Source organism: Bacillus sp. EB106-06-01-XG163, from assembly GCF_058791615.1.
In genome coordinates, this window is sequence record NZ_JBYTDS010000010.1 from 112,500 (window position 1) to 129,286 (window position 16,787).

At 50.3% G+C, this 16,787-nt stretch carries 18 protein-coding genes; 9 read left to right on the forward strand and 9 right to left on the reverse strand.

Features of this window, described 5'->3' with window-relative positions:
• Positions 1 to 147 precede the first annotated feature (147 nt).
• The 6 genes from hutP to AC3WTF_RS13235 all read left to right on the forward strand — a co-directional run bounded on the left by hutP (position 148) and on the right by AC3WTF_RS13235 (position 7,605).
• A complete protein-coding gene (hutP, locus tag AC3WTF_RS13210; protein WP_007407810.1) occupies positions 148 to 594 on the forward strand; it encodes a histidine utilization transcription antiterminator HutP in 447 nt (148 codons plus the stop codon).
• A gap of 112 nt (positions 595 to 706) precedes the next feature.
• Entirely contained in the window at positions 707 to 2,245 is a 1,539-nt protein-coding gene (gene hutH, locus AC3WTF_RS13215) for a histidine ammonia-lyase (RefSeq protein ID WP_492314276.1), read from the forward strand.
• Positions 2,242 to 3,906 carry a urocanate hydratase gene (hutU, locus tag AC3WTF_RS13220; RefSeq protein ID WP_012118819.1) on the forward strand — a complete coding sequence of 555 codons (1,665 nt, stop codon included), beginning with the start codon at positions 2,242 to 2,244 and terminating at the stop codon, positions 3,904 to 3,906. The genes hutH and hutU overlap by 4 nt, the downstream gene beginning before the upstream one ends.
• 1 nt (position 3,907) lies before the next feature.
• Complete coding sequence (hutI, locus tag AC3WTF_RS13225; protein ID WP_042635630.1) at positions 3,908 to 5,173, forward strand: imidazolonepropionase; 1,266 nt, start codon at positions 3,908 to 3,910, stop codon at positions 5,171 to 5,173.
• Complete coding sequence (gene hutG / locus AC3WTF_RS13230; protein ID WP_017418560.1) at positions 5,166 to 6,116, forward strand: formimidoylglutamase; 951 nt, start codon at positions 5,166 to 5,168, stop codon at positions 6,114 to 6,116. Before hutI ends, hutG begins: the two co-directional genes overlap by 8 nt.
• Before the next feature lie 70 nt (positions 6,117 to 6,186).
• Entirely contained in the window at positions 6,187 to 7,605 is a 1,419-nt protein-coding gene (locus AC3WTF_RS13235) for an amino acid permease (protein WP_007407815.1), read from the forward strand.
• Positions 7,606 to 7,644: 39 nt separating this feature from the next.
• On the opposite strand, the gene AC3WTF_RS13240 is transcribed toward AC3WTF_RS13235, so the two are convergent.
• From AC3WTF_RS13240 to AC3WTF_RS13270, 7 genes are all read right to left on the reverse strand, one after another.
• A complete protein-coding gene (locus AC3WTF_RS13240) occupies positions 7,645 to 8,946 on the reverse strand; it encodes a pyrimidine-nucleoside phosphorylase (protein ID WP_020958064.1) in 1,302 nt (433 codons plus the stop codon).
• Positions 8,947 to 8,973: 27 nt separating this feature from the next.
• Positions 8,974 to 10,155 carry a NupC/NupG family nucleoside CNT transporter gene (locus AC3WTF_RS13245; RefSeq protein WP_004393280.1) on the reverse strand — a complete coding sequence of 394 codons (1,182 nt, stop codon included), beginning with the start codon at positions 10,153 to 10,155 and terminating at the stop codon, positions 8,974 to 8,976.
• A 92-nt stretch (positions 10,156 to 10,247) separates the two neighbouring features.
• Positions 10,248 to 10,916 (reverse strand): deoxyribose-phosphate aldolase, encoded by a 669-nt coding sequence (gene deoC / locus AC3WTF_RS13250; protein WP_004393277.1) that lies wholly within the window; start codon positions 10,914 to 10,916, stop codon positions 10,248 to 10,250.
• A 90-nt stretch (positions 10,917 to 11,006) separates the two neighbouring features.
• Complete coding sequence (gene deoR / locus AC3WTF_RS13255; protein ID WP_007407818.1) at positions 11,007 to 11,948, reverse strand: DNA-binding transcriptional repressor DeoR; 942 nt, start codon at positions 11,946 to 11,948, stop codon at positions 11,007 to 11,009.
• Positions 11,949 to 12,018: 70 nt separating this feature from the next.
• Complete coding sequence (yidA, locus tag AC3WTF_RS13260) at positions 12,019 to 12,831, reverse strand: sugar-phosphatase (protein WP_015240895.1); 813 nt, start codon at positions 12,829 to 12,831, stop codon at positions 12,019 to 12,021.
• A gap of 68 nt (positions 12,832 to 12,899) precedes the next feature.
• Positions 12,900 to 13,424, reverse strand: a complete 525-nt coding sequence (locus AC3WTF_RS13265; RefSeq protein WP_015240896.1) for a hypothetical protein — start codon at positions 13,422 to 13,424, stop codon at positions 12,900 to 12,902.
• Positions 13,414 to 13,833 carry a lipocalin family protein gene (locus AC3WTF_RS13270; protein ID WP_007407821.1) on the reverse strand — a complete coding sequence of 140 codons (420 nt, stop codon included), beginning with the start codon at positions 13,831 to 13,833 and terminating at the stop codon, positions 13,414 to 13,416. The genes AC3WTF_RS13265 and AC3WTF_RS13270 overlap by 11 nt, the downstream gene beginning before the upstream one ends.
• 110 nt (positions 13,834 to 13,943) lie before the next feature.
• Between AC3WTF_RS13270 and AC3WTF_RS13275 the strand changes: the two genes are divergently transcribed.
• The gene (locus AC3WTF_RS13275; protein ID WP_007407822.1) at positions 13,944 to 14,330 is read left to right on the forward strand and encodes a hypothetical protein; all 387 of its coding nucleotides are present in this window, start codon (positions 13,944 to 13,946) and stop codon (positions 14,328 to 14,330) included.
• 160 nt (positions 14,331 to 14,490) lie between these two features.
• Positions 14,491 to 14,853: a hypothetical protein gene (locus AC3WTF_RS13280; protein WP_007407823.1), complete on the forward strand. Its 363-nt coding sequence runs from the start codon at positions 14,491 to 14,493 to the stop codon at positions 14,851 to 14,853.
• A 50-nt stretch (positions 14,854 to 14,903) separates the two neighbouring features.
• On the opposite strand, the gene AC3WTF_RS13285 is transcribed toward AC3WTF_RS13280, so the two are convergent.
• Positions 14,904 to 15,296 (reverse strand): hypothetical protein, encoded by a 393-nt coding sequence (locus AC3WTF_RS13285; RefSeq protein WP_007407824.1) that lies wholly within the window; start codon positions 15,294 to 15,296, stop codon positions 14,904 to 14,906.
• 129 nt (positions 15,297 to 15,425) lie between these two features.
• Here AC3WTF_RS13285 and AC3WTF_RS13290 point away from each other — a divergent pair, with 129 nt between their 5' ends.
• Positions 15,426 to 16,388 carry an iron-hydroxamate ABC transporter substrate-binding protein gene (locus AC3WTF_RS13290; protein ID WP_007407825.1) on the forward strand — a complete coding sequence of 321 codons (963 nt, stop codon included), beginning with the start codon at positions 15,426 to 15,428 and terminating at the stop codon, positions 16,386 to 16,388.
• Between the two features lie 39 nt (positions 16,389 to 16,427).
• On the opposite strand, the gene AC3WTF_RS13295 is transcribed toward AC3WTF_RS13290, so the two are convergent.
• Entirely contained in the window at positions 16,428 to 16,775 is a 348-nt protein-coding gene (locus AC3WTF_RS13295) for a YxeA family protein (protein ID WP_004393256.1), read from the reverse strand.
• Between the last annotated feature and the right edge of the window lie 12 nt (positions 16,776 to 16,787).

A 16,787-nucleotide genomic window follows, 5' to 3' on the forward strand; every position in this document is an offset into this window, starting at 1 on the left:
CGCCGGCTTCGCGATGTACCGCTTTACTTCGATAACAATCTGATTTGTGAAAGACTGGAAAAAAAGTTTTGACTTCTGATTCGCAAACACTTAATATAAAAAACAGTTACTAGTTATCAGAATATTTAAGAATTGAGTGAAGCATATATGACCTTACACAAAGACCGCCGCATCGGGCGCTTATCCGTCCTTCTTCTGCTTCATGAGACTGAAGAAAACCAGCAGATCAGACGGCTGGAACGGGACGGCTGGAAAGTCTGTCTCGGCAGGGTGGGTTCAATGGATGCGCATAAGGTGGTAGCTGCAATTGAAACCGCTTCCAAAAAGAGCGGCGTCATTCAATCTGAGGGTTATCGCGAATCACATGCGCTGTATCACGCTACAATGGAAGCTTTGCACGGAGTGACGAGGGGCGAAATGCTGCTTGGCTCGCTGCTTCGTACCGTGGGCCTGAAGTTTGCCGTCTTGCGGGGAAATCCGTATGAAAGCGAGGCGGAAGGCGATTGGATCGCCGTTTCACTTTACGGCACGATCGGAGCTCCGATTAAGGGGCTTGAGCACGAAACATTCGGAGTCGGAATTAATCACATATGAATCAGCCCATAGATTTCAGATGATAGGGGGCTATGCGTGAAATATCATTTTCATGGCATAGCTCCTTTTTGTATGGGCGCTTTACCAAAGTAAAGGAAAAGGGGTTGAAATGATGGTGACGTTAGACGGTTCCTCACTGACAACCGCAGATGCCCAGCGTGTGCTGTTTGATTTTGAAGAGGTTCAAGCATCTGCCGAAAGCATGGAACGTGTGAAAAAAAGCAGGGCGGCGGTTGAACGGATCGTTCAAGAGGAGAAGACCATTTACGGGATTACGACGGGATTCGGCAAGTTCAGCGATGTGCTGATTCAAAAAGAAGACGCCGCGGATCTGCAGCTGAATCTGATTCTTTCTCACGCGTGCGGCGTCGGTGATCCGTTTCCGGAATCTGTATCGCGGGCCATGCTGCTTTTGCGCGCCAATGCCCTGCTGAAAGGCTTTTCCGGCGTGCGGACTGAGCTGATTGATCAACTGCTCGCGTATCTCAATCATCGCATTCACCCGGTCATCCCGCAGCAAGGGTCACTGGGGGCGAGCGGGGATTTGGCGCCGCTTTCTCATCTCGCACTGGCGCTTATCGGTCAAGGCGAAGTCTTTTACGAAGGGGCCCGGATGCCGACAGCTCATGCTTTAAAACAGACAAACCTTCAGCCGGCCGTCCTGACCTCTAAGGAAGGACTCGCGCTGATCAACGGAACGCAGGCCATGACCGCGATGGGGCTGATCGCTTACCTCGAAGCCGAAAAGCTGGCCTATCAGTCGGAACGGATCGCGAGCTTAACGATCGAAGGCCTTCAGGGTATTATCGATGCGTTTGACGAGGACATTCATGCCGCCCGCGGTTATCAGGAACAGATGGATGTCGCAGAGCGAATCCGCTATTACTTGTCAGACAGCAAGCTGACGACCGTCCAAGGGGAGCTGCGTGTCCAGGACGCCTATTCGATCCGCTGTATTCCTCAAGTCCACGGCGCATCATGGCAGACATTAGCGTATGTAAAAGAAAAATTAGAAATTGAGATGAATGCCGCGACAGATAACCCGCTCATTTTCGAAGACGGCGCCAAAATCATCTCAGGCGGAAACTTTCACGGACAGCCGATCGCCTTTGCCATGGATTTTCTCAAAGTGGCGGCGGCCGAGCTTGCGAATATTTCTGAACGCCGGATCGAACGGCTTGTGAATCCGCAGCTGAATGACCTGCCGCCCTTTCTGAGCCCGCAGCCCGGCTTACAATCCGGAGCGATGATCATGCAATATGCGGCGGCCTCCCTCGTGTCAGAAAATAAAACCCTGGCCCATCCCGCCAGTGTCGATTCCATTCCTTCATCGGCAAACCAGGAGGATCACGTCAGCATGGGAACCATCGCCTCAAGGCACGCCTACCAGATCATCGCGAATACGAGACGGGTGCTTGCCGTTGAAGCTATTTGCGCGTTGCAGGCCGTGGAGTACCGGGGTGCGGAACATTGCGCTTCGTACACAAAACAGCTCTATCACGAAATGAGAAACATCGTGCCGTCCATACAAGAAGACCGCGTGTTTTCTTATGACATCGAGCATCTGAGTGACTGGCTGAAGAAGGAGTCTTTTCTGCCGAATGAGCATCACCAAAAACTGATGACCAATGAAGGGGGACTTACAAGATGACTGATGTAAAGAAATCAATCCGCGCCGGCCGCGGCACCGAACTTGAATGCTTAGGATGGGAGCAGGAAGCCGTGCTCCGCATGCTCCGAAACAACCTTGACCCGGAGGTTGCCGAAAAGCCGGAGGATCTGATCGTATACGGCGGCATAGGCAAGGCCGCACGAAACTGGGATGCTTTTCACGCGATTGAGCGTTCCCTCAAAATGTTAAAAGATGATGAAACACTGCTGATCCAATCCGGAAAACCTGTCGGATTGTTCCGCACGCACAGCCGCGCGCCCCGCGTCCTGCTGGCTAATTCGGTTCTCGTGCCGAAATGGGCGGATTGGGAGCATTTCCATGACCTTGAGAAAAAAGGACTGATGATGTACGGGCAGATGACGGCCGGCAGCTGGATTTATATCGGCTCACAAGGTATTCTGCAGGGCACCTATGAAACCTTTGCGGAGCTTGCGAGACAGCATTTCGGCGGCAGTCTGAAAGGAACCCTTACGCTGACGGCCGGACTTGGCGGAATGGGAGGCGCCCAGCCGCTGTCCGTCACAATGAATGATGGCGTCGTCATCGCCGTTGAAGCGGATGAAACACGGATTGATAAACGCATTGAAACAAACTATTGCGACCGTAAAACAGCATCAATTGACGAAGCGCTGCGCTGGGCCGAAGCAGCCAGACAAGCCGGAGAGCCTTTATCGATCGGCCTTCTCGGCAATGCGGCTGAGGTGCATCATGAGCTTTTGAACCGCGGGGTCCATATTGACATCGTGACCGATCAGACTTCCGCTCACGACCCGCTGATCGGCTATATTCCGGCAGGATACTCACTTGAAGAGGCCGACCGCCTGCGCCGGGATCAGCCTGAATTATACGTAAGGCTTTCCAAGCAGAGTATGAAAAAGCACGTGGAAGCCATGCTCGCCTTCAAGAAAAAAGGTGCCGTCGTCTTTGATTACGGCAACAATATCCGCCAGGCTGCCAAAGATGAGGGTCTCGCCGATGCTTTTGATTTTCCGGGATTCGTTCCCGCCTACATCCGTCCTTTATTTTGTGAAGGAAAAGGGCCGTTCCGCTGGGCCGCGCTGTCGGGAGACCCTGAAGATATATACCGCACGGACGCTTTATTAAAAGAGCTGTTTCCAGAAAATCAAGCCCTTCACCGCTGGATTGACATGGCGCAGAAAAAAGTCACATTCCAAGGCCTGCCGTCCCGTATTTGCTGGCTCGGCTACGGTGAACGGGAAAAGATGGGGCTCGCCATCAATGAATTGGTCAGAAACGGCGAGCTGAAAGCCCCGATCGTCATCGGCAGAGACCATTTAGACTGCGGATCTGTCGCCTCTCCGAATCGGGAAACAGAAGCGATGAAAGACGGAAGCGACGCGGTCGGCGATTGGGCGGTGCTGAACGCGCTGATCAACACGGCCTCAGGCGCAAGCTGGGTTTCTTTTCACCACGGCGGGGGCGTCGGCATGGGGTATTCCCTTCACGCGGGAATGGTCGCGGTCGCTGACGGCAGCATCCTTGCGGAACAGCGGCTTTCCCGCGTTCTGACAAGCGATCCGGGAATGGGCATTATCCGCCATGCGGACGCAGGTTATGAAAAAGCGGCTCAAGTCGCCGAGGAACAAGACATTATGATACCGATGAAAAAGGAGCGGTAACATGCCGAAACAAATAGATACCATACTCACCAACATCGGCCAGCTGCTGACGATGGAATCCGGCGGCCCCCGATCAGGCGGAAGCATGCAGGATCTTCATGTCACGGAAGATGCCGTCATCGGCATTTCCGACGGGCGCATTGTTTTTGCCGGACATCAAGGAGCGGAGGATGGATACGAGGCAAGTGACATCATCGACTGCGGGGGACGGCTCGTCACCCCCGGCCTCGTCGATCCCCATACCCATCTTGTATTCGGAGGGTCCCGGGAAAAAGAACTGAATTTAAAAATTCAGGGCATGTCCTATTTGGATATTCTGGCGCAAGGCGGCGGCATTTTGTCAACGGTCAAAGACACGAAAGCCGCTTCCGAAGAAGAACTGATTGAAAAAGGGCTTTTTCACCTCGGACGCATGCTGTCATACGGCATCACGACGGCAGAAGTAAAAAGCGGGTACGGACTCGACAAAGACACGGAGCTGAAACAGCTGACCGCGGCGAAGAAACTGGGCGAACGCCAGCCGGTCGACCTTGTCACGACCTTTATGGGGGCACACGCCATTCCGCCTGAGTACCGGAACAGCCCTGACGAATTTCTGAATCGCATGCTGCAGCTTTTGCCTGAAATAAAAGAAAAAGGCCTCGCGCAATTTGCCGATATATTCACAGAAACAGGCGTCTTTACCGTCAGCCAGTCACGGGACTACCTGAAAAAGGCGTCTGAAGCTGGTTTCGGCCTGAAAATCCATGCTGATGAGATTGACCCGCTCGGCGGCGCGGAATTGGCGGCAGAGCTGCATGCTGTTTCTGCCGATCATTTGGTGGGGGCGTCTGACGAAGGCATCGAAAAGCTAGCGGCGTCCGGAACGATCGCCGTCCTGCTGCCGGGCACGACTTTCTATCTCGGCAAACACACTTATGCGAGAGCCCGGGAGATGATTGATGCGGGCGTACGGGTCAGTTTGGCGACTGACTTCAACCCGGGCAGCTCACCGACGGAAAATCTCCAGCTCATTATGTCGATTGCCGCGCTTCATTTAAAAATGACCGCGGAAGAAATCTGGCACGCTGTCACCGTTAATGCCGCGTATGCGATCGGAAAAGGCGAAGAGGCCGGACAAATTAAAGCCGGACGGGCGGCTGACATTGTCATTTGGGAAGCGCCGAATTACATGTATATCCCGTATCATTACGGCGTCAATCATGTCCGCCGTGTCATCAAGAATGGAAAGACGGTTGTCTCAAGGGAGGGAGCCGCTCTTGGATAAGTATCCGTTTCTGCAAAAAGCCGGCTCCCTCTTCAACGACCGCCATGTGACAAGGATCGGCGATGTGACGGAAGCGTGGGCGGGACAAACGATCAAGGGGCCGGCTTTGATCGGCGTTCCGCTTTCTAAGTCGTCAATCAGCCATTCCGGCGCCTGCTTTGCACCCGGTGCGATCCGCCGGGCGCTCGGCGGGATTTCCGCTTATTCCGCGGAGCTGCGGGAGCATGTCATTGACCATCTTTACGATATCGGTGATATTCAGATTCACGTCACGGATGTCGTCACATCTCACGAACACATTTATCGGACCATTCATGACATTCTGACGGACCAGCCTGACTGGGTGCCCGTCATTCTCGGCGGCGACAACTCCATCAGTTATTCCACCATTAAAGCCATTGCGGAAACGAAAGGAACAACGGCCGTCTTTCAATTCGACGCCCACCACGACGTCCGCAACACAGAAGACGGAGGACCGACAAACGGCACGCCATTCCGCCGGCTGTTAGATGAAAATATCATAAGCGGACAAAATCTGATTCAGCTTGGAATCAGGGAGTTCAGCAACAGCTTGGCATATGAACAATATGTAAAAGAACGTCAGGCAGACGTGCATACAATGGAGATGATCCGTGAGAAAGGGCTCCTCCGAACGATACAAGAGGTCTTGCCGGCCGTTCAAAAAAGAGCTGACGCCATTTTTATTTCGGTTGATATGGATGTGCTGGATCAAGCTCATGCGCCCGGCTGCCCCGCGATCGGCCCCGGAGGTCTGTATACCGAGGAACTGCTTCAGGCGGTCAGGTTTTTAGCCCAGGAGGCTGACATCTCGGGTATTGAGATCGTTGAGGTTGATCCGACACTTGATTTTCGCGATATGACAAGCCGGGCAGCCGCACACGTCATTTTACATGCATTAAAGGGATTTAAATTGTCACGTTAAAGTCAAATCCGGCACGCGTGCTCTCGGCTGCCGGAAGATTCTCACGCCACGCAAAAAGGGGGAGATCACGATGGATGTTGATCAAGGCGGCAATCAACTAAAGCGCACGATGAAAAGCAGGCACTTATTTATGATCTCATTGGGAGGGGTCATCGGCACGGGGCTGTTTTTGAGCACAGGGTATACATTGAGCCAGGCCGGGCCGGGCGGGACGATCGCCGCTTACCTGATCGGCGGCTTGATGATGTATCTTGTCATGCAGTGTCTCGGAGAATTGTCAGTAGCCATGCCTGTGACCGGTTCATTTCAAACGTATGCGACAACGTTTATCGGGCCGTCCACGGGCTTTATGGTCGGTATCATGTATTGGGTGAATTGGGTGGTGACGGTAGGATCGGAGTTTACAGCTTCCGGTATCCTTATGCAGCGCTGGTTTCCCCACAGCAGCGTCTGGATGTGGAGCGCGATTTTCGCGGCTCTCCTTTTTGCCGCCAATGCATTCTCCGTTAAATTGTTTGCAGAAACAGAGTTTTGGTTTTCCAGCGTCAAAATCGTTACCATCCTTTTATTTATCATCTTAGGCGGCGCCGCGATGTTCGGTTTGATTTCATTGCACGGTTCGGGTGAAGCTCCGATGCTGTCGAATTTCACCTCGCACGGCGGACTGTTTCCGAACGGCTTTCTTGCGGTTTTCATTGCAATGATTTCCGTAAGCTTTGCCTTTTCAGGGACGGAGCTGATCGGAATTACAGCGGGTGAAACCGCCAATCCGGCAAAAGATATTCCGCGTTCGATCCGAAATGTCGCCTGGAGAACGGTCATCTTTTTTATCGGCGCCATTTTTGTGCTGTCCGGACTGATCTCCTGGAAGGAAGCTGGTGTGATTGAAAGCCCGTTTGTCGCGGTCTTTTCCCAAATCGGTATCCCATACGCCGCAGATATCATGAACTTCGTGATTTTAACGGCTTTGCTTTCGGTCGCCAACTCCGGACTGTATGCTTCCACCCGGATGCTGTGGTCTCTTGCGAATGAAAACATGATCAGCGCCCGGTTCAAAAAAGTCACACCAAAAGGCATTCCGCTGAATGCTCTGCTCGCCAGCATGGCCGTTTCCTGCATATCCTTGATCTCAAGCATCGCCGCCCCGGGCACGGTCTACGTGGTGCTCGTGGCAATAGCCGGATTTGCCGGCGTCGTGGTGTGGATGAGCATCGCCCTGTCTCAGCTGTTATTTCGAAAACATTATGTGAAAAACGGCGGACGCGTCTCGGATCTGACCTTCCGCACACCGTTATACCCTCTCGTTCCGATCGCCGCTGTGATCTTATGTTTCGCTTCATGCGTAGGCCTTGCATTTGATCCTAATCAAAGAATCGCCCTCTTCTGCGGAATTCCTTGTATGATCCTGTGCTATCTCATTCGTTTTTTGAGAAAGAAACAGCCGAAACAATCCGTCCGTGACATTCATTTGGATAAAACCATGCCATAAAAAAAGGCACATACTGATGAGGTATGTGCCTTTCTTCTCTTATTCGGTAATCAGCGTATGAATCAGTTTCGGCGCTTCCGCTTTTTCTGAGATGCGGATGTTGTCATAGACTTTGGCGGTCACGTCTTCAACGTTTTCGCGGTTGGCGTAAAGGGTGACGAGCGGTTCGCCTTTTTCGACGTTGTCACCGACTTTTTTGCGGAGCATAATGCCGACGGCAAGATCGATTTCGTCCTCTTTTGTCGCACGTCCCGCGCCCAACAGCATCGCTGCGACGCCGATTTCGTCAGCGACGATTTCTGAAACGACACCCGCTTCTTTCGCCGGAACGTCAATTTTGTACGCCGCCTGCGGAAGTTTGGACGGATCGTCAACGACAGAAGCGTCTCCTCCCTGATTGCTCAGGAACTCTTTGAACTTTTCAAGCGCTTTGCCGTTTTTCATGACTTCCTGAAGCTTTGTTCTCGCTTCTTTCAATGTCTCAGCTTTTTTCGCCAATACGACCATTTGGCTGCCGAGCGTGAGGACGAGTTCGTTTAAGTCTTCAGGCCCTTCCCCTCTTAATGTATCAATGGCTTCTTGTACTTCCAGAGCATTCCCGATCGCAAAACCGAGCGGCTGCGACATGTCAGAAATCACGGCCATCGTCTGGCGGCCGACGTTGTTTCCGATGCGGACCATTGCTTTGGCGAGGTTCACGGCGTCTTCATCCGTTTTCATAAACGCGCCGGCTCCCGTTTTGACGTCAAGCACGATGGCATCTGCTCCGGCGGCGATTTTTTTACTCATAATTGAGCTTGCGATCAGCGGGATGGAGTTCACCGTACCCGTTACATCACGCAGCGCATAAAGCTTTTTATCGGCAGGCGTCAAGTTGCCGCTTTGTCCTATGACGGCTACCTTGTCGCGGTTCACAAGCTTGATGAATTCATCTTTTGATAATTCCACGTGGAAGCCTTCGATCGCTTCCAGCTTATCAATGGTTCCCCCCGTATGGCCGAGACCGCGGCCGGACATTTTAGCAACGGGAACGCCGAGCGCCGCGACGAGCGGTGCGAGTACGAGAGTTGTCGTGTCGCCGACCCCGCCCGTAGAGTGCTTGTCGACCTTAATGCCTTCAATGGCGGAGAGATCAATCGTTTCCCCTGAATTCACCATCGCCATTGTCAGATCGGCGCGCTCCTGATCCGTCATATCCTGAAAGTAAATCGCCATAGCCAGCGCGCTTGCCTGATAATCAGGGATGCTTCCGTCCGTGTATCCTTTTACGAAAAATTGAATTTCTTCTGTTGTCAGTTCTTTTCCATTTTGTTTTTTTACAATAAGATCTACCATTCTCATGATCTATCACCTGTCCTTCATTTATGTTCAGTGAATCAATCCGACGATCGCCGCTGTCAGGAAGCTGACGAGCGTTGCGCCGTACAGCAGCTTCAGCCCGAACCGCGCGACGACGTTTCCTTGTTTTTCATGCAGCCCTTTCACCGCACCGGTAATGATTCCGATAGAGGAGAAATTCGCGAATGAGACAAGGAATACAGATACCACTGCCTGTGTATGCGCACTGAAATGGAAATCGCCGGATGAGAGTGTCTGCATCGCCACAAATTCATTCGATACCATTTTCGTCGCCATAATGCTTCCGGCGCTCACCGCTTCATTCCACGGAATACCGGTTAAAAACGCAAACGGCGCGAATACATATCCGAGCAGCGCCTGGAATGTAATGCCGAAGACCGCATTAAAAACGCCGTTGACCAGAGCAATGAGTGCGACAAATCCGATCAGCATCGCCGCTACAACGACGGCGACTCTGAATCCATCCATTATATACTCACCGAGCACTTCAAAAAAGGATTGCTTTTCTTCTTCAGGAACGACGATCAAATCCTCTTCTTTGCTGACAGTGTACGGGTTGATGATAGAAGCGATGATAAATCCGCCGAATAAGTTCAGCACAAGCGCCGTCACGACGTATTCAGGCTTCAGCATCATCATGTAAGAACCGACGATCGACATTGAGACCGTCGACATTGCGGACGCACAAAGCGTATATAAGCGCTGTTCAGTAAGATAACCGAGCTGTTTTTTCAAACTGATAAAGACTTCTGATTGCCCTAAAATCGCGGATGCGACAGCGTTGTAAGATTCGATTTTCCCCATTCCGTTCACCTTGCTTAACGCAAGACCGATATACTTCGTGATGAAGGGGAGGACCTTCCAATGCTGCAGAATTCCGATTAAAGCGGATATAAAGACGATCGGCAGAAGCACGCTCATGAAGAACGTCGTCTGTTTCGCATTCACAAGCCCGCCGAATACAAAGTTAATCCCTTCTGATGCATATTCCAGCAAGTAGTTAAATCCTTTTGCAAAACCGCCGACAAGAAAATTCCCGATACCGGTGTTGAGGAGAATATAACCGAGAATCAGCTGCAGCACGAGCATGACGGCGATCGGCCGGATTCTGATTCTTTTTTTGCCGTTGCTGGCAAGCCAGGCAAGACCTAAAAACACAATGATTCCGATAATTCCGATGAGATACTTCATATGTGTTCTCCTTTTATTTGTATTCGCTTACAATTTTTTATGCATCAACAAAGAAAGAGGATGGCGGAAGCTTTCGGCTTCCGCACTGCTGATTAATAGTCGCTGCTGCCGCTGTCTCCGCCGCTCACGATAGAGACGCCCGCACTTGCGCCGATCCGGCTCGCGCCCGCAGCGATCATGCTGTCAACATCAGCTTTTGTTCTGATGCCGCCTGATGCTTTGACCCCGATGTCCGGTCCGACTGTTTTTCTCATAAGAGCGATATCTTCAGCCGTTGCCCCGCCTGTAGAAAAACCGGTAGACGTTTTGACGAAATCTGCGCCTGCGGATACCGCCAAGCGGCACGCGCGCTCTTTTTCTTCATCTGTCAAAAGGCATGTTTCGATGATCACTTTGACGAGCGCTTTTTTATCAGCTGCTTCAACTACCGCACGGATATCAGCTTCAACCGCTTCATCATCGCCGTCTTTTAATGCGCCGATATTGATGACCATGTCAACCTCAGTTGCCCCTTTTGAGATGGCATCCTTCGTTTCAAATGCTTTTGTTTCCGATGTCGTTGCGCCGAGAGGAAATCCGATAACGGTGCAAACGTCAACTCCAGTGCCTTTCAGTTCCTCCGCTGCGAGTTTGACCCAAGTCGGGTTTACACAAACGGAAGCGAATTTATATTCTTTTGCTTCTTTTATCAGTTGTAAAATATCCGCTTTTTGTGTATGCGGTTTCAAAGCAGTATGGTCTATTTGGCTTGCAATTGACATTGTATGCACTTCCTTTTTCCTAGGATACGTTTAGAATAACCGAATTTTGAACATATGTAAATTAGTAATTGAAATTATGTTCATGAATTGTCACAATTCTTGAATGAGTTTTTTGGCCGTATGCTGATCGGTAATCAAAACGTTGGCGTACTTTCCTTTCAGGGCACCGTGAATGGCCTTGCATTTTCTGCTGCCGCCCGCCACCAGAATCGAACGCTCTTTCATTTTCAAGTCGCTGAGCTCGACTCCGATCGTCCTGCCGTTAATGCTGCTGCTGCAAATCCTGCCTTCCTCGTCAAAAAAGCGCGAACAAATATCGCCGACTCCGCGTGCTTTCAGCAATTGTTTCTCTTCTTCCCGGAAATAGCCGAGTCTGAAAAGCAGCGCCTCATCCCGGACGGTTCCGACCGTAAACAGGGCGATATTGGCTTGTCTGCCCATTTCAATGATCCGCTTAATATGTCTGTCCCGTTCGACCATCTGTTTCACATCGGCGCTGTCAAATATAACCGGCAGCGGCAAATACCTCGGCATGGTCTGAAATGCTTCGGCGAACAGCTGAATCGTTTCTGACGAGTACGTATTGACATTGGAATGACTGATGCCGCCTTTCAGCTGCACGACTTCAACGCTCTTTACCTGCTTCGGCTCCATGCGGCTTGCGATCTGGTACATCGTCGTCCCCCAGCTTACGCCGAGTATATCGCCGTCCTTTACGGTTTTATGCATATAGTCTGCGCCATAGCGGCTTAAGTAATGTGTAATGGCCTGGTAATCGTCGCTTGGAGAAAAGACGACGTGCGCCTCAAGCAGCCCGTATTTTTCTTCCAGCTTCGCGCCGAGTTCGTCCAGATCCTCAAACGGGTCCATGACGCGAATTTGAACATACCCTTTTTCCTTTGCGTACTGAAGCAGCCTTGAAACGGTGGGGCGTGACAGATCAAGCCGTTCGGCGATCTGCTGCTGGCTGTAATCTGATTGATAATATAGTTTTGCCGCTTCTATGCTGAGCTGCTGTTTTTCACGATCCATGTCGCGCCTCCCCTCTCAGCTTATCATATCACCAAAACACGCGGTAAAAAAGCACCCTCTGATGGGGTGCCTATTTTTTCAGCACAAGCTCCTGAATCGCATGCGCCACGCCGTGTTCGTTATTTGATTTCGTTTCAAAATCAGCTATCTCCCTTACTTCCGGGATGGCATTGGCCATTGCCACACCGCAGCCGGCCCACTGAATCATGGACATGTCGTTGCCGTTATCGCCGATTGCCATGACGTCTTTCTGTTCAATGCCGAGTTTTTCGGCCAGCAGCTTGACTGCGTTTCCTTTACTGACTTTCGGGTGAAGAATCTCATGGAAGAATGGCGCGCTTTTGACCATTGTGTATGTTTCCTTGAATGATTCCGGAATGGAAGCGATCGCTTTCTCCAGCTTGTCCGGATCGTCAATGAACATGACTTTCGGAATCAGAATATCCTTCGGCACTTCATCGATCGTGCGGAAATGAAGCGGCACTTTCGTAATGTATGATTCGTATACCGTGTATTCACTGATATCCCGGTTCGGCGTGTACAGATTGGCTGTGTCAAAGTAATGCATCGGAGTATCCAGCTGTAAGCTCAGCTCGTAAAGCGACTTCAAATCCTCATAACCTAATGACTGCTCGGCCACGACACCGTTTGTATACGTATTTTGTACGAGTGCGCCGTTATAGGCAATCACAAAGTCGCCTTCTTCCTGTAAGTTCAGCTCTTCCAAATACCGACGCACGCCGCCGATCGGCCGGCCCGTGCACAGGACGATATTGACCCCTTCCGCTTTGGCGGCATCAAGCGCCCCGCGGACTTCAGCCGTCACTTCATGATGATCGTTTAGTAGTGTTCCGTCCATATCTATTGCGATTAACTTGTACATCCTGCATCTCCTTTGTATCCTTTTCTTCTTATGCTTTCATCATATCGCTTTTTCGTTTCAATGAAAAATCAAACGGACGAGTTTCTCCGCCTTCTCTTCGTATACCGGGCCTGCCTCCGGATGCGGGGCCGTCTTTTCCCCTTGTCAGCTTGTTCGCCGCCGTCATCTGTTTTCTGCTTCAAGAGCATCAGCCCCGCCGCAAAGAAAGGGACGGCCGCTATGTCCAGAAGGGCAAGCTTTATTCCCATCGCTGCGGGAAAGTATGCCCATAATGAACGGCTGTTCCGCCTGATCATGATATAAGAAACGATTTCCAGCAGGATAAACAGAGCGTTCACCCACAAGTAAATGAGCATTGCCGCAAACAGAAACAGCAGGAGCGTATTCCGCAGCGTGCCGGAAAACAGAAGAGCGCGCATCATATCAAAGAATGAAAAAGACTGCATGCTTCCGTTGACGACATTGGGATTGTAAATGGTAAAACGCCCGAACTGATCAAAAAGCATAAAAAATAACCATAACAGTGAAAACCATTGAATGATATGTACGATGACACCCGTCAAAACGAGTCTGTCGGCAGCCTTATTTCTCATGTGCATCCTCCCCGCCGGTTTTTATTCTTGTCATTGTTTTTGTTTCTCCGTATATCTTCCAAATGAGCGTACCGTTTTTTCCTCTTTTCAACGTGCTTTTGACGGGGTGCGGATGGCCGAGGTATTCAATCTCGATCGTCCCGTCCGTGTTTTGTGAGATCACCTTGTACACATCTGAGGGCATGGCAACCTCGCCGCGGCCTTGAATGACCTGCTTTGTCAGCACGCTGTCTTTCGTAAACGTGACGGTTTCAGATCTGACCCCGTCCATCGGGCCCGGCTTCAGCCCTGCATCCCATGTCCCGTAATAAAAAGGGGTATCGTCTGCTTTCTTTTGCGAGCAGCCTGTTATCATGACGCATCCGAAAACAAGAACCGTCATGATGAAAATCCGTATGTTCCGCAACATGATCACCTTCCTTTGAAGCTTTTTTACGCCTGTAACTTAGGCGGATGCCGTGGCACTGTGCAATTGACTACATAGTGTATAAAGACTTCACTAGATAAGGAGAATGATGAATGAACCCATATCAGTACTACACCCCGCCTGCCTATTTCCCTCAGCAGCAGGAATACGAAGTGAACCGCGTTGAGTATGAGCCGTATCAGCAGCAGGAAAGCTATTATTATGCGCCCCCTCAGTCCGAAGAGCGGCAGCCGACAGGTTTAGAACGGAGAGTCGCCCAGCTTGAAAGACAAAACGCCGAGCAAACGAGAGAGCTCACCCGCCTCTCACAAGAAGACCAGCGCCAAAACCGGGAAATCACGCGTATGAATGAGCAGATCAGACGGCTGAGCCAGTCCATTGAAATCCATACCCGCCGCTTAAACCGTTTGAATCAGCGCCTGCGCGCAGTCGAAAACAGACTCAATATTCCTTTTCACGCTACAGAAGGCGGCTTCTGAGAAAAAGGGCCGGAATACAAAGCTCGACAGGCCATCCCGAGCCTTGTATTCCGCTCTGTACATAACAGGTAAATATTTGAATCCTTTTCTTGCATGAATGCCTCTCCTATTCTTTCACATGATAAATGTGTAAAATCAATCACTCCAGGAGGTTTTCATGATGTATCAAAACCAATACAGCGGAAATCAGCTGCAGCAATGCCGCCAAACAGCACAGCAGCTTATTCAGCAGACACAGCAAAGCAGTCAGCAGTACAAGCAAATGCTCCAGCAGGAACAGCAAAACATTCAAATGCTTCAGCAGATGCTTAACCATGAACAGCATGCCGTTCATACCATTCAGCAAGCGCTGCAGGGGCATGAAGCGGCCATTCAGAAATGCCAGCAAATCGTGAATGTGTGCAATCAGCTTCAGCAGGAAGTAAGCGGACACATGCCTGCACCGATGGCAAACGCTAATGTTTCTTCATTCCCGCAAACACAGCATCACACACCGTTTCAGCAGCATTCATACCAGCAATAGGCCGGTCATGCAAATGACAAAGCGCGAGATACCGGCTTTGTCATTTGTTTTTATCTCTGTTTTGTCAGATCAATGCGATGAGCGGGTTTTCCGCCGAATTTTGCTTCCGCCTCATGCCTTACCGCTTCAAACGCTCTTGCTTCGACGTTTTGTTTAAACACATCAAGCTGTATCAAATAAGCCGCCCGCACTTTCAGCCCGTGGATGATGGAGATGACCCATAAAGGCAGCACGATATACACGCCCGGCGTGCTCGGCAGCACAAAAGCAATTGCTAAAATAATAAAATAGATAAGTCCGTATTTCAGCCATTTTTTGTTCTTAGCCCGGTAGCCGATATAGAAAAAGGCCAAGAAAGCGGTCAGCGCAAACGGCGCAAAAGTCAGCAGCAGCCACCAGCTGTGCAGCACTTCCCACCAAGTCCCTCTTTTCGTAATCAACATTCATTCCTCCTCCTTTACTACTATAACATGGATAATCAAGGAAGGTTTTCTATAAAAAATATAGACGGAATGACGTCTTCCTGCTATATTAATAATGATAATCATTATCACTGAAATAGGGGGATCATTATGAAGAAACAATCATGGCTGATCGGCCTGGCACTTCTGCTTGTTTTCGCATTAAGCGCTTGCAGCGGCGCGAAGGAAAACAACGGATCGGCATCAGGCAAAGGAAAGACAGACATGCGTACATATGAATCAACAAAAGGAAATATTGACATACCCGCACATCCGAAACGGATCGTCACTGACTTTTATGCGGGTGAGCTGCTGTCCGTTGACGCAAATGTCGTCGGGGCGGGCTCATGGACTTTCAAAAATCCGTTTATCAAAAAACAGCTGAAAAACATTACTGACATCGGCAATCCCGTCAATGTGGAGAAAGTGATGCAGCTGAAGCCTGATTTAATCGTGCTGATGAAGGAAGACCAATACGAGAAACTATCGAAAATCGCACCGACGATTGTCATTCCTTTTAACACCGCAAAGAATACGAAAGATACGGTCAGCCTATTCGGCGACATTGCCGGGGCGAAGGATAAAGCCAAAAGCTTTATGGCAGACTTCAACAAAAAAGCCGAAGCGAATCAAAAGCGCCTCAAAAACGTGATCGGCAAAGACGAGACAGTCGGCCTTTATGAAACGACGGATAAAGGCGAGATCTGGGTTTTCAATGACAATTCCGGTCGCGGCGGCCAAGCCGTTTATAACGCGCTCGGATTGAAAGCGCCGGCCAAAATTGAAAAAAACATCATGAAAACAGGCGCCATGAAACAGGTTTCCCAAGAGGTCATCCCTCAATATGCGGCTGATTATATGTTCATTACTGATTACAATCCGAATGGAGAAAGCAAAACATTTGAGCGTCTGAAAGATTCATCCGTTTGGAAAAATCTCGATGCCGTAAAACACAATCGTGTCTTTATCAACGATTTCAACACCTTCTATCCGTATGACCCGATTGCCGTCAGCAAACAGATGGATATCATCACCGACATGCTGATCAAACGGGCTGAAGAAAATAAAAAATAAAAAAACGGCACAGTCATGACACTGTGCCGCTTTTCATGTTCACTTTAACTTTGACTGTACGGAGCCCGGCATATCTTCAAATCTGACTTCTTCCCAGGTCTCGACATACTTTCCTTTCGCCTTCACCTTCAAATACGCGTTCTTCCGAAGGTCTTTCCCGGCGAAAAAGGTCACTTCTTCTTTTTTCCCGGATGCGTTATATCCGTCTAATGTATACTCAGTACCGCCCGGGCTAAGATGTTTGCCATCTCGATCAATCTGTACATAAACATCTTGCTGGTGAATAAACGGATTAAATCTGTCTGTAACATCATTATGAAAAAAGAGAAGTCCGTATATGACGGCAGCGGCCGCCAAGACGGCCAGGATTGCCAATGCTTTTTTCATCTTTGCACTCCC